The sequence below is a fragment of the Allobosea sp. GW821-FHT09G06 genome (assembly GCF_059416005.1).
Genome location: NZ_JBWKOI010000001.1, coordinates 1007091 through 1029355 on the forward strand (window position 1 = coordinate 1007091; position 22265 = coordinate 1029355).

The following is a 22265-nucleotide window of genomic DNA, read 5'->3' on the forward strand; positions in this document are numbered from 1 at the left end:
CCATTGCCGCACCCGCGGACCTGTCTGCGCCCCGCGCTTCACCTCGCGGGGCTGACCGGGAGCGCATCGCCGTCTCATCGTCAGCCTTTGTTGGCGCGCTCATGCGCGCATGCCTGACTTTATGAGATTCCGATGTCCCTGATCACCCTGAAAGACCTCACGCTCGCGCGCAGCGCGCCGCTTTTCGTCGGTCTCGACCTTGCCATCGCCAAGGGCGACCGCCTCGGCCTCGTCGCCGTCAATGGGCGCGGCAAATCCTCGCTCCTGCGCATCCTGGCCGGCACGGAGGAGGCGAGCGGCGGAACGCTGACCCGGTCGCGCGGTCTCGTTACCGCCTTCGCGCCGCAGGACCCGCCCGAGCGCCTCCTAACGATGAGCCTCTACGATGCCGTGCGCGATGCGCTCGATCCCGAGGCGGCGGAGACCGAGAGCTGGCGCGTCGACGTGCTGCTCGACGATCTCATGGTCGAGGAGAGCCTGCGCAGCCGTGCTGTGGGCACGCTCTCCGGTGGCTGGCAGCGCACGATGCTGCTGGCGCGGGCTGCGGTCATCGAACCCGATCTGCTGTTGCTGGACGAGCCGACCAACCATCTCGACCTCGAACGGATCGGCCTGCTGGAGCGTTTCCTTGCCAACCTGCCGCGCGACTGCGCCGTGGTAGCGGCGAGCCATGACCGCGCCTTCCTCGACGATGTCAGCACGCGCACCCTGTTCCTGCGCCCGGCGGAGAGCGCCGATTTCGCCTTGCCCTATTCGCGGGCGCTGCAGGCGCTTGAGGAGCGCGACGCGGCGCGGGACCGGCAGTTCGAGAACGAGATGCGCAAGGTTCGGGCGCTTCGCCAGCAGGCGGCCAAGCTGAAGAATATCGGCATCAATTCCGGCTCGGACCTGCTGGTGGTCAAGACCAAGCAACTCTCCGAACGGGCTGACAAGCTGGAGGAGCGGGCCAAGCCCGGGCACAAGGAGCGCTCGGCCGGCGCGATCCGGCTCGCCAGCAGTGGCACCCATGCCAAGGCGCTGGTCTCGATCAAGGAAACCGCGGTCGCTACGCCGGATGGGCGGCAGCTGTTCCGGACTGGCCCGCTCTGGATCGAGAAGGGCGACCGGATCGCGCTGCTCGGGGCCAATGGCAGCGGCAAGACGCGCTTCGTCACGCGATTGCGGGCGGCGCTCGACGGATCCGACCCGGAGATCCGTGGCGCGGCGACCCTGAAGGCCGGCTATTCCGATCAGGGCCTGTCGCAGCTCGACGCCTGGCGCACGCCCTGGGACGCGGTGAAGCGTTCCAGCGATCTCGGCGACCAGACCGCGCGAACCGTGCTGGCCGGTGCCGGGATCGCGAGTGAGGCGCAGACCGCGCCGACGGCGCGGCTCTCTGGCGGGCAGCGGGCGCGGCTCGCGATGCTGCTGCTGCGTCTGGCCGAGCCGAATTTCTACCTGCTGGACGAGCCGACCAACCATCTCGATATCGAGGGGCAGGACATGCTGGAGGGCGAGCTGATCAAGCAGGAAACGGCCTGCCTGCTGGTCAGCCATGACCGCGCCTTCGTGCGGGCGGTGGCGACGCGGATCTGGGTGATCACGGCTAAGAAACTGGTCGAGGTCGACGATCCCGATCCGGTCTTCGACCGGCTGATGGCGGGCTGATCAGCGCGGCCAGCGGTAATCGTCGAGCCGGCCCGAGACCGGGTCCGGCGCGATGCCCTGGCCGAAGACGCGTTCGAGCTGGAGCGCGGCGTCGCCGCGCCCGCGCGCCTCGGTGATCGAGGCGAGCAGTGGCTGCTCGGTGGTCGCCGCCTGCCCGGTGAGGGGCTGGATCGGCCCGGCGAGCGGGCGGGCCTGCAAGGCGGCGGGCAGGCCGATTGTCGGCACGCCCGCGACCATCTGGTCGATCAAGCGCTCGACGCCGCCGGGCTGAAGTTCGAGGGCGCTGGGGGCGCCGGTCTCGGGCGAGACGGGCAGGGCGATGACGCTGTTCTGCGGAGCGGCCTCGATCATGCGGCGGATGACGAGGTCGACGAAGTGGGCGGCCTTGCGGGCGCCGGCCGCGGTGAAATGGATGCCGTCGCCGAGGCGCAGGCGCACCGGCTGGCCGGAGACGTCCGGGCCGGTCGCGGCATAGCGGTTCTCGGCGTCGACGAAACCGCCCCAGAGATCGACATATTGCCCGCCCGCCTTCTCGACGCGCTGGCGATAGAGGTCGTTGAAGGTGATCATGTCGGCCGAGAGGCGCCCGTTCTGCATCGGCGGCGCGCCGACCCAGATCAAGGGCACGCGCTTGCCGGCGAAGGCATTGGCGATGGCGTCGATCCGGTCGCGGTAGAGTTCGAGCCAGCGCGGGCTCAGGGGCTCATGGACGGTGTCGCCCTCGCGCAGCGGCTGTCGGTCGTTGAGGCCGAGCAGGATGACGCCGATGCTGATCTTCTGGTCGCTGGCGAGAAACTCGGAAGCGGTTTTTGGCCAGTCGTAGAAATCGCTGCGGACCAGCCCGGAATCGGGCTTGGCCCGGTGGATCACCTCGACATCGGGGCGGCTGTTGAGGGCATCGTCCAGGCCGTTCGCGAGCAAGTTCGCGAGCGAGTCGCCCATGACGAGGACATGATGGGCGACATCGACCTTGGGAATGACCGGATCGTCGCGGACGACGACGGGCGCATCGCGGCGGCGGGCAACGGGCGCGACGCGCTGGCGCGGCTGCGGCGCGGTCCGTGGCTGAGCCGGTATTTGCCAGAACATCTGGAACAGGCTGCGCTGCTGTTGCGGCTGCTGCTGGGCGAGGGAGACCGGCCCGCCCGTCAGGAGGAGCAGGCAGGTGGCACCCAGAACCATGGCAAGCGAACGCAGGCGCATCGACCGATCCAGTGGTCCCCTTCGCCCGGCATTATAGGCCGGGAGCGGCCACGAGTCAGCGCTTGCCGCGCAGCTTGGTCAAAAGGGCCGGGGTCGGGTAGCCGTCGGCGATCTCGCCCGCGCTGATCTGGTAGCGGCGGACGGCCTCGCGCGTGCCGGTGCCGATGCGGCCATCGGCGTCGTGGTTGTAGAGGCCGAGCGCCTTCAGGCGGTTCTGGAGGTCGCGGGTCGCGGCCATGTCGAGGCGCGGCGCCTTGGTCGGCCAGTTGCCCTGGATGGCGGCGCGCCCGGCGATCCGATCGCCGAGATGGCCGACGGCCATCGCATAGGCGTCGGACGAGTTGTACTTCTTGATGACGTCGAAATTGGCGGTGAGCAGCATTACCGGGCCGGTATGGCCGGCCGGGTAGAACAGCCGGCCTTCGCCGGAGGAGGGCAGGCGGCCGCCATCGGCACGGCGGATGCCGGCGGAGGCGAAGCTGGAGAAGCTCGCCTTGTCGAGGCGGTGGTCGAAGCCATCAGGCAGCGTCACTTCCATGCCCCAGGGCAGGCCCGGCACCCAACCATAGCCCTTGAGATAATTGGCGGTGGAGGCGATGGCATCGCTCGACGAGGTCCAGATGTCGGCATGGCCGTCGCCGGTCCAGTCGACCGCGTATTTCATGTAGCTCGACGGCATGAACTGGGTATGGCCCATGGCGCCGGCCCAGGAGCCCTTCAGTTCGCTGCGCTCGACATGGCCCTTCTCGATCAGTTCGAGCGCGGTCAGCAATTCATCCCGGAAGAAGTCGCCGCGGTAGCGGATCGAGGCCAGCGTCGCCAGCGAGCGGATGACGTCCTTGCTGCCCTTGAATGAGCCGTAATTGGTTTCCATGCCCCAGACGCCGAGGACGACCTCCTTGGGCACGCCATAGCGCGCCTCGACCTGGGCGAGGACGGAGGCGTTCTCGGCCGCGGCCTCGCGTCCGCGCTGGATGCGGGAGCCGCCGACGGCGTTCTCCAGGTAATTCCAGATCGGAGCGCTGAATTCGGATTGCTTCTTGGTGAGCGCAACGATGGACGAATCTGGCGTCACGCCGCGGAAGGCGAGGTCGAAGGTCGTGCGCGAGATGCCGCGCGCCTGTGCCTGCGGCCAGAGCCGCTGCACGAAGACGTCGAAGGAGGCGCTGGCCGGGGTCGCCTGCGCATTGCTGCGGGCATGGGCGCCGGATGCGTTGATCGAGCCGGTGGTCTGGGCCAGCGCCGGTGCCAGGCTGATCAGGGCCGAAGCTGCGATGACGGACAGGCGCATGGACACTCCCGGCGAATGCTGGATGGAAACATCTTCACAGCGCCCGAACAAGATTAATCAAGGGTTAAGGGAGCGCCAGCGGGGCGGCGTTCGGGCCTATCAGCGACGCTATGGCGCGGCAGGCAATGAGACGTGTTCGTGATTTGACAAGCTCCGGCGATTGTCAGATTCTCGGCCGATGAATAGCGCGTCCCCTTTCCGCCGCGGTCTGCACCGCTCGGGCAACCTCATCGCGGGCTTCTAGCCCCGGGCCTGTCGCGCGTCGCGCCGCCGGTTCGGGGGCGCTTCATCTCCTCAATTTCCCTGCGAGTTCGACCTTTCGTGCCGCGCGGTTTCCATCCGCCGGCGGGCGCTCGCCTTTTCCATGAAAGACTGTTCCCATGACTGCCAAGCGTCCCGCCATCACCGTCACGGCCGCGGACCATGCCATGCTGAGCCGCATCGCGGCCGGCGCGGCCAACACCATGCCCGATCTCGCCGCCGAGCTGACCCATGAGCTCGACCGCGCCCGCATCCTGCCGGGAAGCCGGGTCTCGGCCGATCACGCCCGCATCGGCAGCCAGATCGTCTATCGCGACGAAACCACCAAGCGTGAGAGCACCATCACGCTGGTCTGGCCTGAACATGCCGATATCGAAAGGAACCGGATCTCGGTGATGACGCCGATCGGCGTCGCGCTGATCGGCATGGCCGCCGAGCGCTCGATCGACTGGACGACGCGCTCCGGCGACGTGAAGCGCCTGACGGTGCTCGAAGTGCGCGAGCCGGCCGAGGAGCCGGCTGCACCCTGATATCTGTCCGAAAGCTCAGGCCGAGGCGTTCTTCGTCCTGAGCTTCTCTTCCCAGGCGAGCGCCTGGCCGACGATCTCCTCGAGATCGTCATGCTCCGGCTGCCAGCCGAGCTCGGCGCGGATGCGGTCGGCACGCGCGATCAGCGAGGCAGGGTCACCGGCCCGGCGCTCCGCCAGCGCCACCGGGAAATCGATCCCAGAGACCTTCTTCACGACCTCGACGACCTCCTTCACCGAATAGCCGCGGCCATAGCCGCAGTTCAGCGTCAGGCTCTCGCCGCCGCCGCGCAGATGGTCGAGCGCGGCGAGATGGGCGCGGGCGAGATCGGTGACGTGGATATAGTCGCGCACGCAGGTGCCGTCCGGCGTCGCGTAATCGGTACCGAACACGGTCAGGCCGTCACGCTGGCCGAGTGCCGCCTGGCTCGCCACCTTGATCAGATGGGTGGCGTTCGGCGAGGACTGGCCGGAACGGCCCTTCGGATCGGCGCCCGCGACGTTGAAATAGCGCAGCGCGACGTAAGAGAAGCCATGCGCCTTCGCCGCGTCCTGCAGCATCCACTCGCTCATCAGCTTGGAGCGGCCATAGGGGTTGATCGGGTTGAGCGCGATCTCTTCCGGCACCGGCGAGACTGGCGGCTCGCCATAGACGGCGGCGGTGGAGGAGAAGATGACGTGCTTCACGCCCTTGCGCGCGGCGCTCTCGATCAGCGCGCGGGTCTTCACGGTATTGTTGAAATAATAGCCCAGAGGGTCGGTGACCGATTCCGGAACCACGATCCTGGCGGCGAAATGCGCGATCTCAGTGATGTCATATTCGCCGATCAGGCCCTCGACCAGTTCCTGGTTGCCGATATCGCCCTGGACGAAGATCGCCTCGGGCGGCACCGCCCACCAGAAGCCGGTCGAGAGGTTGTCGAGCACCACGACCTTCTCGCCGCGATCCAGCAATTCCAGCACCATGTGGCTGCCGATGTAGCCGGCGCCGCCGGAAACCAATACCGCCATCGTCTCTCTCGCCTCATCTTCGTCAGGAACCGGACCTATCGAAAAACCGTTGACGGCTTCTCAAGGCCTGTCAGCTAATACCGCCTGATGGCCGGCAACCATGACAGTTGTACGGCCGTTCCGATCATCGCCTGGCTTCGGCAGGCTATCGCGCCCAATGGATTTTGCATGACGAAACGCATCCGCAAGGCCGTTCTCCCCGTCGCTGGTCTCGGCACCCGCTTCCTGCCCGCCACCAAGGCGATCCCGAAGGAGATGCTCACCATCGTCGACCGTCCGGTCGTGCAGCATGTCGTGGACGAGGCGCGCGCCGCCGGCATCGAGCATTTCATCTTCGTCACCGGCCGCAACAAGGCGGTGATCGAGGACCATTTCGACATGGCCTACGAGCTCGACGACACGCTGGCCAAGCGCAACAAGACGAAAGAGCTGGAGGCGCTGAAGCACGACCTGCCGGCCGCCGGCGCGACCAGCTTCACCCGCCAGCAGGCGCCGCTCGGCCTCGGCCATGCCGTCTGGTGCGCGCGCGAACTCGTCGGCGACGAGCCCTTCGCGCTGCTGCTGCCGGACATGCTGCATTACAGCCATGGCAAGGGCTGCCTCGCCGAGATGATCGCGGCTTATGACCAGCATGGCGGCAACCACATCGCCGTCGCGCCCGTGCCTGATGACCAGACCCATCAATACGGCATCGTCGGCGTCCAGGACGCCAAGGCCAAGGTCTCGAAGATCACCGGCATGGTCGAGAAGCCGCCGAAGGGCACGGCCCCGTCCAACCTGCATATTTCCGGCCGCTACATTCTGCAGCCGACGATCTTCAACCTGCTCGCCAACCAGGAAAAGGGCGCGGGCGGAGAGATCCAGCTGACCGATTCGATGATCGCGCTGTCGCATCTGGAGCCGTTCTTCGCGGTGCGCTTCGATGGCGAGATCTACGATGCCGGCTCGAAGATCGGCTTCCTCGCGGCGAACGTCGCCTATGCGCTCGACCGCAGCGATCTCGGCCCGCAACTGCGCGCGGAAATCGAGAAGCTGCTGGAGCGCTGAGGCGGCGGTTCTCCAGTCTCCAGCCCTCGTCCTGAGGAGCCATTCCGGTTAGGAATGGCGTCTCGAAGGACGGTCCAGAAGGCTCAGGAGCAAGCTGGAGCATCCTTCGAGACGCAGCCTCGCGGCTGCTCCTCAGGATGAGGGCTCATGTCCCTTATGACGGTGCAACGTTGAGTGACCAGAGTCTCGTCTTCGATCGGGGGCTCGGCCGTTCGCGGCTGAGGCGCGCGCTTGCCGGCGATTATCCGGATTTCCTGCTGCAGCGCGCGGCGGATGATCTGGAGGATCGGCTTGGCGCGGTGCTGCGTGAGTTCGCTGTCGCGGCCGATCTCGGCACGGCGCTGCCCGTGGTCGCTCCTGTCCTTGCCGGCCGGGCCGGGCGATTGCTGCGCATGGTGGAGGCTGAAGGCACCCAAGCCGATCTCGTCGGCGATCTCGAAAGCCTGCCCTTCGCCGCCGGCTCGCTCGATCTCGCCGTCTCGCTGCTCGCGCTGCACGGGGTCAACGACCTGCCCGGCGCGCTCATCCAGATCAAGCGGGCGCTGAAGCCCGACGGTCTGTTCATGGGCTGCCTGCTTGGCGGGCGGAGCTTGCAGGAACTCCGGCAGGCGTTGCTCGAAGCCGAGAGCGAGACGACGGGCGGGGTCAGCCCGCGCGTCGCGCCCTTCGCCGACCTCCGCGATCTCGGAGGGCTCCTGCAGCGGGCCGGCTTCGCCTTGCCCGTCATCGACAGCGAGATCGTCACGGTGCGCTACCGCGACGCCTTCGGGCTGTTCCGCGACCTGCGCGCCATGGCCTGGGCCAATGCGCTGGTCGCCCGGCGCAAGACACCATCGCGGCGCGAAACCTTGCTGCGCGCGGCTGCGCTCTATGCCGAACGCTTCGCCGACCCGGACGGTCGTTTGCCGGCGACCTTCGAATTCGTCTGGGTCTCCGGCTGGGCGCCGCATGAGAGCCAGCAGAAGCCGTTGAAGCCGGGCTCGGCCAAGGCGCGATTGGCCGATGCGCTCGGCGTGCCGGAGATCAAGGCGGGCGAGAAGCCGGGAGGCGAGGGGTGAGCGAACGCCAGCCGCGCCTGACACGCACTGATTTCCGTGTCTTCCGTGCCATCCCGACGCGCTGGCACGACAATGACGCCTACGGCCATGTCAACAATGTCGTCTATTATGGCTGGTTCGACACGGCGGTGAATGCCTGGCTGATCGAGGGCGGCTTCCTCGACCTTTCCGGCAGCGAGATCGTCGGACTCGTGGTCGAGACCGGCTGCACCTATTTCGAGAGCGTCGCCTTTCCCGAGACGGTGGAGGCCGGGATCGCGGTCGAGCGGCTCGGCAACAGCTCGGTGACCTATCGCATCGGCATCTTCCGGCAAGGTGGCGACCAAGCTGCGGCGCAAGGGCGATTCACCCATGTCTATGTCGAGCGCGCGAGCCAGAAGCCCGTGCCGATACCGGCGCCGCTCAGGGCGGCACTCGCCGCCATCCAGAGCTGAAAGCGCCGTTCGCACCGGGAATGTTGTCTCGCACGTTAAGGCAGGCTATGCCCCTGCCAACCCCTATCGCCGGACCGTCAGGAACCCTGAGCCCGTGATTCCGAACGACATCAAGATCACCCCGCAGCTCGTCGCCGAGCACGGCCTGAAGCCGGACGAGTACCAGCGCTTCCTGCATCTGATCGGCCGCGAGCCGACGATCACCGAGCTCGGCATCGTCTCGGCGATGTGGAACGAGCACTGCTCCTACAAGTCGTCCAAGATCCATCTGAAGACGCTGCCGACCAAGGCGCCCTGGGTGATCCAGGGGCCGGGCGAGAATGCCGGCGTCATCGATATCGGCGAGGGCACGGCCATCGTCTTCAAGATGGAGAGCCATAACCATCCGTCCTTCATCGAGCCCTATCAGGGCGCGACGACGGGCGTCGGCGGCATCCTGCGCGACGTCTTCACCATGGGCGCCCGTCCGATCGCGGTGCTCGACGCGCTGCGCTTCGGCTCGCCTGATCATCCGAAGACCCGCCATCTCGTCTCGGGCGTCGTCGCCGGCATCGGCGGCTACGGCAATTCCTTCGGCGTGCCGAATGTCGGCGGCGCCACCGGTTTCCATACGCGCTATGACGGCAACATCCTCGTCAACGCCATGGCGGTCGGCATCGCCAAGGCCGACGAGATCTTCTACGCCAAGGCTTCGGGCGTCGGTAAGGCGATCGTCTATCTGGGATCGAAGACCGGCCGCGACGGCATCCACGGCGCGACCATGGCCTCGGCCGAATTCGACGACAAGTCGGAGGAGAAGCGCCCGACCGTGCAGGTCGGCGACCCCTTCGCCGAGAAGCTGCTGCTCGAAGCCTGCCTGGAGATCATGGCCGCCGGCCATGTCGACGCGATCCAGGACATGGGCGCTGCCGGCCTGACCTGCTCGGCCGTCGAGATGGGCGCCAAGGGCGATCTCGGCGTCGAGCTCGACCTCGACAAGGTGCCCTGCCGCGAGGAGGGCATGAGCGCCTATGAGATGATGCTCTCGGAGAGCCAGGAGCGCATGCTCATGGTGATCAAGCCCGGCCATGAGGACGCCGCCGAGGCGATCTTCAAGAAGTGGGGCCTGGACTTCGCCGTCATCGGCCACACCACCGACACGCTGCGCTTCGTCATCAAGCACCAGGGCGAGGTCATGGCCGACCTGCCGATCAAGGAGCTCGGCGACGAGGCTCCGGAATACGACCGGCCCTGGATCGAGACCGCGCCGCAGCAGCGCATCGCGGCCGCGAGCGTCGCCGCGCCTTGCGGCAACGCGGAAGCCTTGAAGAAGCTGATCGGCTCGCCGGACCTCTCCTCCAAGCGCTGGATCTGGGAGCAGTACGACACGCTGATCCTCGGCAATTCCGCGGTGACGCCGGGCGGCGATGCCGGCGTGATCCGCATCGAGGACGGGCCGCGGGGCCTCGCCATGACCGCCGACGTGACGCCGCGCTATTGCGAGGCCGATCCGTTCGAGGGCGGCAAGCAGGCGGTGGCCGAAGCCTGGCGCAACCTGACCGCGACGGGTGCGACGCCGCTCGCCATCACCGACAACCTGAATTTCGGCAACCCCGAGAAGCCCGAGGTCATGGGCCAGCTCGTCGGCTGCATCCGTGGCATCGGTGAGGCCTGCAAGGGGCTCGACTTCCCGGTCGTCTCCGGCAACGTCTCGCTCTACAACGAGACCAACGGCATCTCGATCCTGCCGACCCCGACCATCGGCGGCGTCGGCGTCATGGCCGATGTGACGAAACATGCGACCGTCGCCTTCAAGGCCGAGGGCGAGGCGATCATCCTGATCGGCGAGACCGCCGGGTGGCTCGGCCAGAGCGCCTATCTCGCGACAATCTGCGGCCGTGAAGAGGGCGCCCCGCCGCCGGTCGATCTCGCGATCGAGCGCCGCAACGGCGATTTCGTCCGCGGGCTGATCGCGTCGGGCAAGGTCTCGACCTGCCATGACCTGTCGGATGGCGGCCTTGCGGTCGCGCTCGCCGAGATGGCGATGGCCAAGGGCATTGGCGCCACCATCGAGACGCTGCCGGCTGGCCCCGCCCATGCCGCGCTCTTCGGCGAGGATCAGGCGCGCTATGTCCTGACGGTTCCGGCTGCCGAGGCCGATGCCGTGATCGCGGCTGCTAAGGCTGCCGGCGTGCCGGCGCTCGCCATTGGCAAGACGGGCGGCGCGGCTCTTGCCCTGCCCGGCGAGCCGGCTCTGGCGATCGCCGATCTCCGCAAGATCCACGAAGACTGGCTGCCGTCCTATATGGCCGGCAAGGCGGCCTGAGGAGTTCGACCCATGGCGATGGATGCCCACGAGATCGAGCGCATGATCAAGGCGGCGCTGCCGGATGCGGCGATCGAGATCAAGGATCTGGCCGGCGACGGCGACCACTATGCCGCGACCGTCGTCTCGGCCGCCTTCAAGGGCAAGACCCGGGTGCAGCAGCACCAGATGGTCTATGCCGCGCTCCAGGGGAATATGGGCGGCGTGCTGCACGCCCTTGCGCTGACGACCAGCGTTCCCCAAGATTAGAACGAGACCATCCGGCGGGCCTTGAACCCGCTTCAGGAGACGAGACGATGTCCGACGTCAATGCCCGCATCGAAGCGGAAGTGAAGAACAACGACGTGGTGCTCTTCATGAAGGGCACGCCGCAATTCCCGATGTGCGGCTTCTCCGGCCAGGTCGCGCAGATCCTTGGCTATATCGGCGTGCCCTATAAGGGCGTGAACGTGCTCGAGGACCAGGAAATCCGCGAGGGCATCAAGGCCTATTCGAACTGGCCGACGATCCCGCAGCTCTACGTCAAGGGCGAGTTCGTCGGCGGCTGCGACATCACCCGCGAGATGTTCCAGGCCGGCGAGTTGCAGCAACTCTTCGAAGAGAAGGGCATCGCGGTGAAGCAGGCGAGCTGAGGCTCGCTAACGCCGCGAACCCGCTCGCACCTAAGGGCCGCGGGCGGTTTTCGCTGATCTCCGCAGCAAAGCTGTCTAGGCCGGAAAGACGGTGGCCTGCACTGCAGGTCGCTGGACCATGGCCGCCCACCAGGCCTTGATGGCGGGCTGCTCGGCGAGCAGTGCCTCGGCCTCCGGTGCCAGCGTGAAATAGGCGAACATGGGCGCGGCATGAAGATCGGCCAGCGTCAGCGCGGCGCCGGCGAGATAAGGCTCGCCATCCATCAGGTCATTGATCGCGCGCAGGCATAGCCGCGCCTTGGGCAGGGCGGTTTGGATTCTCTCCTCGTTTGGGGCACGCCCCTGCTTGGGAGCAGAAATCCGCTCCACGTAGATGTCCCAGACCAGCGTGCGATAGGCGTAGGAGTCGAGGATGCTCGTCAGCTGATTGACGCGGGCACGCTCGCCCGGCGCAGAAGGCTGCAGGGCAGGCCCGGGGAATGCCTCATCGACATAGCGTTCGATGGCCCCGGCTTCGTAAAGCCGGAAGCCATCATGCTCGAAGGCGGGGATGCGGCCGAACGGCTGTCGCTCCAGCAGGGAAGCAGGCGGCCCGTCTTTGGCGAAGACGTCAACCGGGTCCAGCCGGTAGGCCACGCCCTTTTCTTCAAGCGCCAGCCTGACTGCGCGGACATAGACGCTGTAGGGCGCGCCATAGACGACAGGCATGAGCGTCATAGCATGCTCACTGGTTGCTTGATCAGCCTCTTCGGATACATCCGTAACAGATTCAAGCCGCCGCGCATTGCGGGTGCGGCTTGCGGACGCGTTCGGTCGAGGCCGGATATTTCTCCAGCATCCGCTCCGGCCTGATCGGCCGGCGCACGAGGTCACCGCCGCAATTCGGGCAGGTGCCGGCGAAGCGCGTCTCGGCGCAGCCCACGCAAAACGTGCACTCGAAGGTGCAGATCAGGGCGTCGCGCGATTGCGGCGGCAGGTCGCGGTCGCAGCATTCGCAGTTCGGGCGCAATTGCAGCATGGCGTCGTCTCCTTCCGATGGGCCGGAAGAATGACCGCAAACTGGACTGAAACCAGCGATTTCGCGTGATCCGACCGATCAACGGGGCGGATCGGTCGGCTGTCGGTTACTTCACCAGCAGCCAGTCGTCGATCACCAGCGCGTCGAGCCCGCTCGTATAGAACATCAGGATCGCGTCTTCGGCCGTGTGCAGGATCGGCTTGCCCATGATGTTGAAGGAGGTGTTCAGGATCACCGGCACGCCTGTCAGGTCATGGAAGGCCGAGATCAGCGCGTGATAGCGCGGGTTGCGTTCCGCCGTGACGCTCTGAATGCGGCCGGTCGCGTCCTCATGGACGACGGCCGGGACACGGTGGCGGACCGCTTCCTTCCAGACCAGCGTGCGCTCCATATAGGGCGCGTCCTGGTAGTTCTCGAACCAGTCGGCGGCATGCTCGGCCAGGATCGAGGGCGCGAAGGGCCGGAAGGCCTCGCGGTACTTCACCTTGGCGTTGAGGATGTCCTTGGCATCGGCCGGGCGCGGGTCGGCGATGATCGAGCGGTTGCCAAGCGCGCGCGGCCCGAACTCGGCGCGGCCCTGCACCCAGCCGATCAGCTTGCCTTCGGTGAGAAGCTTGGCGGTGACCGGCGCGATCTCGTCGGGAGCGAGCTTGCGCAGGCGCTTTTCCCAGAGCTGCATGCGTTCGAAGGGCTCGGTCGAGACGGTCGAGCCGAGATAGGGTGTCAGCGGTCCCTTCGGCGCACGCCAGTCCGGATTGGCTTCCGCGTGGGCGAGCCAGGCCGCGCCGATCGCGTTGCCGTCATCGGCCGGCGCGGAGGGCACGAAGACCGTCTTGAAGCCGTGGCGGCCGGCGATCCTGCCGTTGAAGGAGGAGTTCAGCGCGCAGCCGCCGGCCATGACGAGGTTTTCAGCTGGCACGAGCGCAGCTGCCTCAGCCAGCAGCGCTTCCATCATCTCGGCGAAGACGTCCTGCCCGCAGCGGGCGAGATCGGCCCAGCCCTGGTCGAGAGCATCCGCCGGGCGCTTGGCCAGAATCTCAGCGGCGACGCCCTGCACCACATCGGCCTTGGCGAAGGAGAGCTTGTGGCCCTCTATCTGATAGAGCTTGCGCAGCAGCGCCATCAGTTCGGGGTCGGTCTTGCCGTAGGGCGCGAGCCCCATGATCTTCCATTCCTCGCCCTTGGCCTGGTCGAAGCCGGCAAGGTCGGTGACGAGCCCGAAATAGAAGCCGATCGATTCCCGGCCACGATGGCGCTTCACTTCGCGCAGCTTGCCGTTCTCCAGCGCGAAGATCGCGGAGGCGCCGGTCTCGCCCATGCCGTCGACGACGAGGCAGGCGGCGTTGTCGAAGGGCGAGGACCAGCAGGCATAGGCGGCGTGGCTGAGATGGTGGCCATAGCGCTTCAGGCCGGTGACATTGGCCTTGCCATAGGCGCGGTCGAGCCCGAGCAGAACGCCCATGCCGGCGCGCTGCTGGCTAAGATGGAGCGAGGCGATCAAGGCCCGCTCGGTCCGTTCCGGCACCAGCGAGCGGTTGAGCTCGGGCGAGAGCTTGAGCAGCGCGTCCAGCGTGAAGGAGCCGGCGCGGGCCATCTGGTCGAGGAAGCCGGTGAAATCCTCGCCCCAGCTGGTGGCGATGCGGACTTCGGCGCCCTCCGGGATGTAGCGCTTCAGCAGCCCTTCCATGCGCGGCGCCGAATCCGGCTCGCAGTTCGGCGCGCGCTTGTATTGCAGATAGCGCTCGGTCGCTTCCGCGAAGAGAACCTCGCCATCGGGACCGATGATCGCGATGGCGGGGTCGTGGAAGGTGGTGGCAAGGCCGATCGTATAGGTCATGCGCCTGCCTTACCCTTGTCGGCGCCATCAGCCAATCCAATTGGGCTGGGCGCGTGACAGGCGCGCTTACTTCGCGGCGAAGGCGATGCTGGCCGCGACCTTCTCGATGCCCGCCTTCACGGCGTCATAGGCGCTGGCCGGGGCGATCGCGATGAGGCGGACGAAGCGTCCGTCTGCTCCGACCGCCATGTACTGCGCGAAGCGCTTCTCGGTGCCGCGATCCGTGGCCGTGCCGGTCAGCAGCACGCCGGGCGATCCGGCGAAGGTGACGCGCTCGCGCTTCGCGATCGTGGCAGCTTCGAGATTCTTGGTCTGCTTGAGCAGGGCTTCGGCGCTCGCTTCCAGCTTGTCGGCCGGGATCGGCGCGGAGAGCTGGTAGGCGACGACGATGATCGGCTGCGTGCCGGAGGGGTCGGTATCGAGCGGGCCGGCTGTCATCAATACGCCGGAGCCGCCGAGCGTATCGAGGATCCGGAACGGCTCGGCGGCTGCGACCGTGAAGGGCGGGGCCTTGAGCTTGTCGGCGATGCTGGGCGGGGCGCCGAGCGAGACCGTCTTCAGCATCGCGACGATGTCGTCGGGGTCGAGATCGGCGCCATCCGGCGACTGGACGGTGATCATCACCGTCTTCTCGCCCTTCAGCAGCACGATCCACTTGTCGTAGCTCGTGCCGTTCGCCTCCTGGCTGCCGGTGATCAGCGGGGCGGGGCCGGCGCCGGTCTCGATCGATTCGATGTCGTCGACGGTGATGTTCTGGCGGGCGAAATTCGCCTTGGCCTTGTCGACGTCCTTGAAGAGCGGGGCGAGCTGGTCATGCGCCTGCGGCGGCAGTTCGACGACGAGGAGCGAGGCCTTGGTGCTCACGCTTTCGAGCCCAGCGAAGGTCGTCGAGAGGGTGAAGCCAGCGAGCGGGACAAGCGAAACGGTGGTGCCGGTGATGGCCTTGCGGTCCTGGGCCTGGGCAAGCCCGAGGCCGGCGCCCAGCAGAGACACGGCGAGGAGGCAGCGCAGAAGCGCCGCGCGGAAGGTGGATATGTTCACGATTGAAGACCTCGCTTAAGACGGATGCTACCTCCCACCGTCGCGCAATAAGCCCGCGAGGTTCAAAGCCGTCAATCAGCGGCCGATGGCGGCCTTCATCAGCGCCTTCGAATCGGCGCTCGCCCAGTCGGCGGGTCCCTGGATGATGCCGAGCTCGCAGCCGGCCTTGTCGACGATCAGGCTGACCGGCATGCCCTCGACCTTGTGGGCGGCGCGCAGGACCCGGAAGGTCGCGGCCTGCGGATCGCCGTAGAAGGGCAGGGCCGTGATCCGGTTATCGGCGAGCCAGGCCTTCGGCTTGTCGAGGTTGCGCGTGTCGATATTGATCGCGACGACCGCGAAATCCGGCCCGCCCATCTCCTTATGGAGCGCGTCGAGCGAGGGCATTTCCTTCAGGCAGGGCGCGCACCAGGTCGCCCAGAGATTGACCAGCAGTGTCTTGCCCTTCAGCGCGGCCAGCGTCGTCGGCTGGCCGTCCGGCCCGGTGAAGGCGAGCGCAGGCGCCGGCTGCGGATTGGCGCGCAGTTCGACCGCCGCGACCTCGCCCTTGACCAGCGGCTTCATGCGCGCGACCGCCGTGCGCGCCGCGCTGCATGATCCGTTGCCGGCATCGCCCGTGACGGAGTAGAAGGCAGCTATGCCAGCGAGGCCGAGCGCCGCCACGACCCCGAGGGCCAGTCCGATCTTTTTTCCAGACGTCATTATGCGTCCTCAAAAGCAGGAAAGACCGTCGTGAGCAATCGCATGTGGGGTGGGCGTTTCGCCACAGGTCCCGACGCCATCATGGAGGAGATCAACGCCTCCATCGATTTCGACCAGAAGCTCTGGCGCCAGGATATCCGCGGCTCGCTGGCGCATGCGGCCATGCTGGCCGAGACCGGCATCCTGACGAAAGAAGATGTCGCGACGATCATCGCCGGCCTGAAAAAGGTCGAGGGCGAGATCGAGAGCGGCGCCTTCACGTTCTCGCGGGCGCTCGAAGACGTCCACATGAACGTCGAGTCTAACCTCAAGGACAAGATCGGCCTCGCCGCCGGCCGCCTGCACACCGCCCGCTCGCGCAACGACCAGGTCGCGACCGACATGCGGCTGTGGGTGCGCGACACGCTCGACGAGATCGACGGCCAGATGGCCGATCTCCAGCTCGCCATGGCCGAAAAGGCCGAAGCTTACGCCGGCGCGGTGATGCCGGGCTTCACCCATCTGCAATCGGCGCAGCCGGTCACCTTCGGCCATCACCTGCTCGCCTATGTCGAGATGCTCGGCCGAGACCGCAGCCGCATCCGCGATGCCCGCGCCCGCCTCAACGAGTGTCCGCTCGGTGCGGCCGCGCTCGCCGGTACCTCTTTCCCGATCGACCGGCACATGACGGCGAAGGCGCTCGGCTTCGACCGGCCGACGGCGAACTCGCTCGATTCGGTCTCGGACCGCGATTTCGTGCTGGAGACGCTCTCGGCGGCCTCGATCTGCGCGATGCATCTCTCGCGCTTCGCCGAGGAGATCGTGCTGTGGTCGACGCCGCAATTCGGCTTCGTGCGGCTATCCGACGCGTTCTCGACCGGCTCCTCGATCATGCCGCAGAAGCGCAATCCCGATGCGGCCGAGCTGGTGCGCGGCAAGGCGGGGCGCGTCTTCGGTGCGCTGCAGGGCCTGCTGACCATGATGAAGGGCCTGCCGCTGACCTATTCGAAGGACATGCAGGAAGACAAGGAAGGCACGTTCGACGCGCTCCAGACGCTGTCGCTGTGCCTTGCCGCGACTGCCGGCATGGTCCGCGACATGCAGCCCGATCTCAAGGTGATGAAGAAGGCCGCCGGCCTCGGCTATGCCACGGCGACCGATCTCGCCGACTGGCTGGTGCGGGTGCTGAAGATGCCGTTCCGCGATGCACATCACGTCACCGGCCGCCTCGTCGGCATCGCCTCGGAGAAGAAGGTCGGGCTGGAGAAGCTCTCGCTTGCCGAGATGCAAGGCGTGGAGCCAAAGATCACGGAAGCCGTCTTCGCCGTGCTCGGCGTCGACCAGTCGGTGAAGAGCCGCGTCAGCTATGGCGGCACGGCTCCGGCCAATGTCCGCAAGCAGGCCAGGCGCTGGCTGAAGCAGCTCTCCAAATAGGGCGTCATGCTCGGGCTTGACCCGAGCATCTCCTGCAAGGGATTCTCGGGTCGGCGCTGCGCTTGCCCGAGAATGACGCATGCGGAGACTCTCGCGCTCCGCCGCATCCTCCGCTAAGGTCCCGCCACGTTTCGCCCCGAGGGTTCGTTTTCGTGCTTGATTCCCGCCTGAAACTTGGCCGCACCTTGCTGGTCGTCGGTCTGCTGGCCGTTGCGCTCGGCGCCTGCGGGCGCAAGGGGCCGCTGGAGGCGCCGCCCAATGCGACGGGCGCCATCGACCTGCCGGACGACCAGATCGGCGCCAAGGAGAACGATCCGGCCTCCCTGGGCTCGGCCTCCGTGCTGGCCAAGCCGGCCAAGGCCAACCGGGCGATCACCGTGCCGAACCGGTCCTTCGTCCTTGACCCGCTGATGTGACGGCCTGCGCCGTCGCTACGTCCCTATTCCGCGTCAGGCTCGGGTCGCTGCTTCGCTCCGCCCGAGGATGACGCCTGCCTAGCCTGACTGCGAGCTTATCCCATGCATCATTTCGCCTATCGCGACGGCTCGCTTCATGCCGAGGGCGTCGATCTCCAGCGGATCGCGGCCGAGATTGGCACGCCGGTCTATGTCTATTCGAGCGCGACGATCGAGCGGCACTACAAGCTGTTCGAGGCGGCGATGAAGACGACCGCGCCGGCCGGTAAGACCCATGTCTTCTACGCCATGAAGGCGAACGGCAATCTCGGCGTGCTCAAGACGCTGGGCGCGCTCGGCGCCGGCATCGACACGGTCTCCGAAGGCGAGGTGCGCAAGGCGCTGGCCGCCGGCATTCCCCCTGAGAAGATCGTGTTCTCCGGCGTCGGCAAGAGCGAGCAGGAATTGCGCTTCGCGGTCGAGGCCGGCATCTACCAGGTCAATATCGAGAGCGAGAGCGAGCTCGACCTGCTCTCGAAGGTCGCAAGCCAGCTCGGCAAGCGGCAGGAAGCGGTCTTCCGGGTCAATCCGGACATCGGCGCCGGTGGCCATGCCAAGATCACGACCGGGTCGTCCGAGAACAAGTTCGGCGTCTCCTTCGAGGAGGTCGGCCGGCTCTACTCGCGTGCGGCCAACATGCCGGGCGTGCGGATTATGGGCCTTGCCGTCCATATCGGCAGCCAGATCGGCGAGATCGATGCCTTCGAGGCAGCCTACACCAAGATGGTCGCGCTGGTCGGGGACCTGAAGGGCGAGGGGCACCGCGTCGACCGGCTCGATCTCGGCGGCGGGCTCGGCATCCCCTACGACATCCCCCGGACCTTCGATTACGGGCCGGGGCTGATCGAGGCCTATGCCGAGATGGTCGCCAAGGTGACCAAGGGGCTCGATGTCGAACTCGGCTTCGAGCCCGGCCGCCTGATCGTCGGCAATGCCGGCATCCTGCTGACACGGGTGCTGCATCTCAATCCGCGTCCGACCAAGCAGTTCCTCGTGGTCGACGCGGCGATGAACGACCTCGTCCGCCCGGCGATGTACGAGGCCTATCACGAGATCTGGCCGGTGACGGAGCCCGTGATCGGCGGGCCGGAGCTGGCCTATGACGTGGTCGGGCCGATCTGCGAATCGGGTGACACCTTCACCACCGGGCGCAAGCTGCCGCAATTGCGCCAGAACGACCTCATCGCCTTCATGACGGCCGGCGCCTACGGCGCCTCGATGTCCTCGACCTATAACCAGCGCCTGCTGGTCGCCGAGGTCATGGTCAAGGGCGACCAGTACGCCGTGACGCGGCCGCGCCAGAGCTATGAGGAGCTCATCGGCACGGACAAGCTGCCCGGCTGGTTCGCGTAAATTCGCGCGTCATTCTCGGGCTTGACCCGAGAATCTCATGACCAGCGGGGACTGGTTTCCGAGATGCTCGGGTCAAGCCCGAGCATGACGGCCTGTGCGTCCGTTCACGAAAGGCGGAGCGCTGTGCGTTGGCGCCTCTTCGCGCTGGCAATGCCACATTCCCGTGCTAGCCTGCTTGAGTCAGGCAAGTTCAGACGGAAATGGGGGCTGCCCGGAGCGATGGCATGAGCGAGGCAGAGCGCCGCAAGGCGCCCGACACGATCGACGGCATCCGCCAGCGGCTCGGCCGTCTCGCGCTGGCCTCGCGCATGTCGCTCGGCTGGGAGCGGCTGTGGCCGCGGCTCTGGCTGCCGCTCGCGGTCGTCCTCGCCTTCCTCGCCGTGTCCTGGTTCGGATTGTGGACGCATCTGCCCTGGTACGGGCGGATCGTCGGCGTGCTCGCCTTCGCGGGAGCTTTCGCCGCCAGCCTCTGGCATGTCGCCCGCCTCGTCCTGCCGACGCATCGCGATGCGCTGACGCGGCTCGACCGCTCCTTCACTGAGGGCCATCGCCCGGCCTCGTCGCTGGAGGACAGCCTCGCGATCGGCTCGGCCGATCCGGTCTCGCAGGCCTTGTGGAAGCTGCATGTCGAGCGTCAGAGCCGGCAGGTCGCCTCCCTGCGGGTTCAGCCGCCGCAGCCGCGCATGGCCGGCCACGACAGGCGGGCGTTGCGCGCCGTGCCGCTGCTCGCCGCCATTACCGGCTTCTTCGTTGCCGGTCCCGAGGTCACGCAGCGGCTCTCCGCCGCCTTCGACTGGAAGGGGCCGTCCGCCATCGCAGCCTCGACCCGGATCGATGCCTGGATCGACCCGCCGGCCTATACGCGCCTGCCGCCGATCCTGATCGATTTCGCCAAGCTGGCGAGCCCGAATCTGAGCGCACCCGAGAAATCCGTCATCGTCGTGCGCATCGCCGGCAAGACGAATATGGACGTCGCCACGACCGGGCGGCTCGACCTGATCAAGCCCGACGACAAGGAGGGCGAAGGCAAGGATGCCCAGGCCAAGGCTGCGCCCGCGAAGCCGGCCCAGCCGTCCGGCCCGCAGCAGGCCGTGCTGGAGAAGCGCTTTACGCTCGCCGGCAACGGCACGCTGAAGCTCACCGGCAGCGGCGCGCCCGGCACCACGCTCACCATCACCTCCGTCGCCGACCAGCCGCCGACCATCGCCTTCACCGATCCGCCGAAGCCGGTCACCGGGGCGCAGTCCGGTGGCCTCGGCATCACCTATAAGGCCAAGGACGATTACGGCATCGCCTCGATCGAGGTGAATGTCTCACGTCCCGACGTGGCCAAGGGCGGGCGCTCGCTGGTCGAGCCGCCGAAGCAGAATCTCGCCGTGCCGTCTTCCGCTTCGGGCGAGGATGAGAACAAGAGCACGGTCGATTTCTCCGCGCATCCCTGGGCCGGCGCCAAGGTCAGGATGGTGCTGATCGCCAAGGACGAGGCCGGTCAGGAGGGCCGCAGCGAACCGCTCGAAGTCGTGCTGCCGCAGCGCACCTTCACCAAGCCTCTGGCGAAGGCCTTGGTCGAGCAGCGCCGCAAGCTCGTCATGGATGTCGAGGACCGCTCCAAGGTGCAGCTCGCCATGGATGCGCTGATGATCGAGCCGTCGCTCTTCATGAAGGAGCCGGGCGTTTATCTGGGCATGCGCATGCTGAGCGAGCGCCTGCGCCGGGCCGCCGGCGACGATGCCCTGCGCGAGGTCTCCGAGCTGATGTGGGCGATGGCGCTCCAGCTCGAGGACGGCGACATGTCCGATGCCGAGCGCGCGCTCCGGCAGGCGCAGGAAAACCTGCAGCAGGCCTTGGAGCGCGGCGCTTCCGAGGAGGAAATCAAGAAGCTCACCGACGAGATGCGCCGGGCCATGGACAATTTCATGCGCCAGCTCGCCGAGCAGATGATGCGCCAGCAACAGCAGAACGGCGATCGCGACCAGGCCCGCTTGCCCGAGAATTTCCGCACGGTGACGCCGCGCGACCTGCAGAACATGCTCGACCGCATCGAGGAGCTGTCGAAGCGCGGCGACATGGCCGAGGCGCAGCGCCTGATGGAAGAGCTCAACCGGATGCTCAACAATCTCCAGATGGCGCGTCCGGGCCAGCAGGATCCGCGCCAGCGCGAGATGAACCAGGCGCTCGGCGATCTCGACCGGATGACGCGGGACCAGCAGAACCTGCGCGACGAGACCTATCAGAACGAGCAGCGCCGCCAGCAAGGGCAGGGCCAGACCCAGCGCGGCCAGCGCCCCGGCCAGCAGCAGGCACGGCCGGGTCAGCGCCAGCAGGGTCAGCAAGGCCAGCAGGGGCAACGCGGTCAACAGGGCCAGCGCGGCCAGCAGCCGGGGCAGCAGCCCGGCGAGCAGGGCGAGGACGGCGAAGGCGGCGAGGGCATGCAGGGCCAGAACGGTCAGGGCCAGGGGCAGGGCCTATCGCAGCGCCAGCAGGCTTTGCGCGAGCGGTTGCAGGATCTGCAGCGCCGGATGCGCGGCATGGGTGCGCCGCAGAACGGCGAACTCGACGAGGCCGAGGACGCGATGCGCGAGGCGGAAGGCCAGCTCGGCCAGGGCCAGGGCGAAGGCGCGCTCGATGCGCAGGGCCGTGCGCTGGAAGCCCTGCGCAAGGGCGGCCAGAACCTCGCCCAGCAGATGCAGGGCCAGCCCGGCGAGGGCGAAGGCGAGGGGCAGGCTTATGGCGAGCCGGATGGCCGTCCTGCGGGCCGTCCCTCGGCGCAGCAGCGCGGCAGCGAGGACCCGCTCGGCCGGCCGCAGCGCCAGCGCGATTGGGCCGATGGCCGGGTCAAGGTGCCGGGCGCCGACGAGAGCGCGACCCAGCGGGCACGGCGCATCCTGGAGGAGCTGCGCAAGCGGCTTGGCGATCCCTTGAGGCCGGCGGAAGAGCTGGATTATCTGGAACGGCTGCTCAGGCGGAATTGAGTGGGATCGAGGCCGTCACGCTCGGGCCTGACCCGAGCATCTCGGAAACGAAAGCCCT

The 22265-nt window shown here is 67.2% G+C and carries 20 protein-coding genes; 12 read left to right on the top strand and 8 right to left on the bottom strand.

Annotation, left to right across the window (positions count from 1 at the left end; all coding sequences use genetic code 11):
- Window positions 1-132: 132 nt before the first annotated feature.
- A complete protein-coding gene (locus AC07NY_RS04815) occupies window positions 133-1647 on the top strand; it encodes an ABC-F family ATP-binding cassette domain-containing protein (RefSeq protein WP_494582192.1) in 1515 nt (504 codons plus the stop codon).
- On the opposite strand, the gene AC07NY_RS04820 is transcribed toward AC07NY_RS04815, so the two are convergent.
- Together AC07NY_RS04820 and AC07NY_RS04825 are read right to left on the bottom strand one after the other, a co-directional pair.
- Window positions 1648-2850 (bottom strand): SGNH/GDSL hydrolase family protein, encoded by a 1203-nt coding sequence (locus tag AC07NY_RS04820; protein WP_494582194.1) that lies wholly within the window; start codon window positions 2848-2850, stop codon window positions 1648-1650.
- Between the two features lie 55 nt (window positions 2851-2905).
- Window positions 2906-4141 carry a lytic murein transglycosylase gene (locus AC07NY_RS04825; RefSeq protein WP_494582196.1) on the bottom strand — a complete coding sequence of 412 codons (1236 nt, stop codon included), beginning with the start codon at window positions 4139-4141 and terminating at the stop codon, window positions 2906-2908.
- 380 nt (window positions 4142-4521) lie between these two features.
- On the opposite strand from AC07NY_RS04825, the gene rnk reads away from it, so the two are divergent.
- A complete protein-coding gene (gene rnk, locus AC07NY_RS04830; RefSeq protein ID WP_494582197.1) occupies window positions 4522-4932 on the top strand; it encodes a nucleoside diphosphate kinase regulator in 411 nt (136 codons plus the stop codon).
- A 15-nt stretch (window positions 4933-4947) separates the two neighbouring features.
- Here the strand turns inward: rnk and galE are convergent, their stop codons facing one another.
- Entirely contained in the window at window positions 4948-5940 is a 993-nt protein-coding gene (galE, locus tag AC07NY_RS04835) for a UDP-glucose 4-epimerase GalE (protein ID WP_492285144.1), read from the bottom strand.
- 168 nt (window positions 5941-6108) lie between these two features.
- Here galE and AC07NY_RS04840 point away from each other — a divergent pair, with 168 nt between their 5' ends.
- From AC07NY_RS04840 to grxD, 6 genes are all read left to right on the top strand, one after another.
- Window positions 6109-6987 (top strand): UTP--glucose-1-phosphate uridylyltransferase, encoded by an 879-nt coding sequence (locus AC07NY_RS04840; protein WP_494582199.1) that lies wholly within the window; start codon window positions 6109-6111, stop codon window positions 6985-6987.
- A gap of 170 nt (window positions 6988-7157) precedes the next feature.
- Window positions 7158-8045, top strand: a complete 888-nt coding sequence (locus tag AC07NY_RS04845) for a methyltransferase domain-containing protein (RefSeq protein ID WP_494582201.1) — start codon at window positions 7158-7160, stop codon at window positions 8043-8045.
- Window positions 8042-8479: an acyl-CoA thioesterase gene (locus AC07NY_RS04850; protein WP_494582203.1), complete on the top strand. Its 438-nt coding sequence runs from the start codon at window positions 8042-8044 to the stop codon at window positions 8477-8479. Before AC07NY_RS04845 ends, AC07NY_RS04850 begins: the two co-directional genes overlap by 4 nt.
- 94 nt (window positions 8480-8573) lie before the next feature.
- Window positions 8574-10784 (top strand): phosphoribosylformylglycinamidine synthase subunit PurL, encoded by a 2211-nt coding sequence (purL, locus tag AC07NY_RS04855; protein WP_494582205.1) that lies wholly within the window; start codon window positions 8574-8576, stop codon window positions 10782-10784.
- 12 nt (window positions 10785-10796) lie between these two features.
- Window positions 10797-11033, top strand: a complete 237-nt coding sequence (locus tag AC07NY_RS04860; RefSeq protein ID WP_061970071.1) for a BolA family protein — start codon at window positions 10797-10799, stop codon at window positions 11031-11033.
- Window positions 11034-11080: 47 nt separating this feature from the next.
- Window positions 11081-11416 carry a Grx4 family monothiol glutaredoxin gene (grxD, locus tag AC07NY_RS04865; RefSeq protein WP_113585809.1) on the top strand — a complete coding sequence of 112 codons (336 nt, stop codon included), beginning with the start codon at window positions 11081-11083 and terminating at the stop codon, window positions 11414-11416.
- A gap of 75 nt (window positions 11417-11491) precedes the next feature.
- Here the strand turns inward: grxD and AC07NY_RS04870 are convergent, their stop codons facing one another.
- From AC07NY_RS04870 to tlpA, 5 genes are all read right to left on the bottom strand, one after another.
- Complete coding sequence (locus tag AC07NY_RS04870) at window positions 11492-12133, bottom strand: glutathione S-transferase family protein (protein ID WP_494582207.1); 642 nt, start codon at window positions 12131-12133, stop codon at window positions 11492-11494.
- 52 nt (window positions 12134-12185) lie between these two features.
- Entirely contained in the window at window positions 12186-12434 is a 249-nt protein-coding gene (locus tag AC07NY_RS04875) for a DUF1272 domain-containing protein (protein ID WP_494582209.1), read from the bottom strand.
- A gap of 106 nt (window positions 12435-12540) precedes the next feature.
- Window positions 12541-14271, bottom strand: a complete 1731-nt coding sequence (locus AC07NY_RS04880; protein WP_494582210.1) for a carbamoyltransferase family protein — start codon at window positions 14269-14271, stop codon at window positions 12541-12543.
- 66 nt (window positions 14272-14337) lie between these two features.
- Entirely contained in the window at window positions 14338-15312 is a 975-nt protein-coding gene (locus AC07NY_RS04885; protein ID WP_494582212.1) for a hypothetical protein, read from the bottom strand.
- Between the two features lie 75 nt (window positions 15313-15387).
- Complete coding sequence (gene tlpA, locus AC07NY_RS04890; RefSeq protein WP_494582213.1) at window positions 15388-16014, bottom strand: thiol:disulfide interchange protein TlpA; 627 nt, start codon at window positions 16012-16014, stop codon at window positions 15388-15390.
- A 30-nt stretch (window positions 16015-16044) separates the two neighbouring features.
- Between tlpA and argH the strand changes: the two genes are divergently transcribed.
- The 4 genes from argH to AC07NY_RS04910 all read left to right on the top strand — a co-directional run bounded on the left by argH (window position 16045) and on the right by AC07NY_RS04910 (window position 22207).
- Window positions 16045-17427, top strand: coding sequence for an argininosuccinate lyase (argH, locus tag AC07NY_RS04895; protein WP_494582214.1), 1383 nt, complete (start codon window positions 16045-16047; stop codon window positions 17425-17427).
- Between the two features lie 152 nt (window positions 17428-17579).
- Window positions 17580-17843 (top strand): LPS translocon maturation chaperone LptM, encoded by a 264-nt coding sequence (gene lptM, locus AC07NY_RS04900; RefSeq protein WP_492285136.1) that lies wholly within the window; start codon window positions 17580-17582, stop codon window positions 17841-17843.
- 102 nt (window positions 17844-17945) lie between these two features.
- Window positions 17946-19235, top strand: coding sequence for a diaminopimelate decarboxylase (gene lysA, locus AC07NY_RS04905; protein WP_494582215.1), 1290 nt, complete (start codon window positions 17946-17948; stop codon window positions 19233-19235).
- Window positions 19236-19459: 224 nt separating this feature from the next.
- Entirely contained in the window at window positions 19460-22207 is a 2748-nt protein-coding gene (locus AC07NY_RS04910; protein ID WP_494582217.1) for a TIGR02302 family protein, read from the top strand.
- Window positions 22208-22265: the final 58 nt, after the last annotated feature.

Excerpts from the sequence above, each read along its gene's own strand:
- AC07NY_RS04815 (WP_494582192.1), top strand. The coding sequence starts at position 133 with ATGTCCCTGATCACCCTGAAAGACCTCACGCTCGCGCGCAGCGCGCCG.
- AC07NY_RS04820 (WP_494582194.1), bottom strand. The coding sequence starts at position 2,850 with ATGCGCCTGCGTTCGCTTGCCATGGTTCTGGGTGCCACCTGCCTGCTC.
- AC07NY_RS04825 (WP_494582196.1), bottom strand. The coding sequence starts at position 4,141 with ATGCGCCTGTCCGTCATCGCAGCTTCGGCCCTGATCAGCCTGGCACCG.
- rnk (WP_494582197.1), top strand. The coding sequence starts at position 4,522 with ATGACTGCCAAGCGTCCCGCCATCACCGTCACGGCCGCGGACCATGCC.
- galE (WP_492285144.1), bottom strand. The coding sequence starts at position 5,940 with ATGGCGGTATTGGTTTCCGGCGGCGCCGGCTACATCGGCAGCCACATG.
- AC07NY_RS04840 (WP_494582199.1), top strand. The coding sequence starts at position 6,109 with ATGACGAAACGCATCCGCAAGGCCGTTCTCCCCGTCGCTGGTCTCGGC.
- AC07NY_RS04860 (WP_061970071.1), top strand. The coding sequence starts at position 10,797 with ATGGCGATGGATGCCCACGAGATCGAGCGCATGATCAAGGCGGCGCTG.
- grxD (WP_113585809.1), top strand. The coding sequence starts at position 11,081 with ATGTCCGACGTCAATGCCCGCATCGAAGCGGAAGTGAAGAACAACGAC.
- AC07NY_RS04870 (WP_494582207.1), bottom strand. The coding sequence starts at position 12,133 with ATGACGCTCATGCCTGTCGTCTATGGCGCGCCCTACAGCGTCTATGTC.
- AC07NY_RS04875 (WP_494582209.1), bottom strand. The coding sequence starts at position 12,434 with ATGCTGCAATTGCGCCCGAACTGCGAATGCTGCGACCGCGACCTGCCG.
- AC07NY_RS04880 (WP_494582210.1), bottom strand. The coding sequence starts at position 14,271 with ATGACCTATACGATCGGCCTTGCCACCACCTTCCACGACCCCGCCATC.
- tlpA (WP_494582213.1), bottom strand. The coding sequence starts at position 16,014 with ATGACGTCTGGAAAAAAGATCGGACTGGCCCTCGGGGTCGTGGCGGCG.
- lysA (WP_494582215.1), top strand. The coding sequence starts at position 17,946 with ATGCATCATTTCGCCTATCGCGACGGCTCGCTTCATGCCGAGGGCGTC.
- AC07NY_RS04910 (WP_494582217.1), top strand. The coding sequence starts at position 19,460 with ATGAGCGAGGCAGAGCGCCGCAAGGCGCCCGACACGATCGACGGCATC.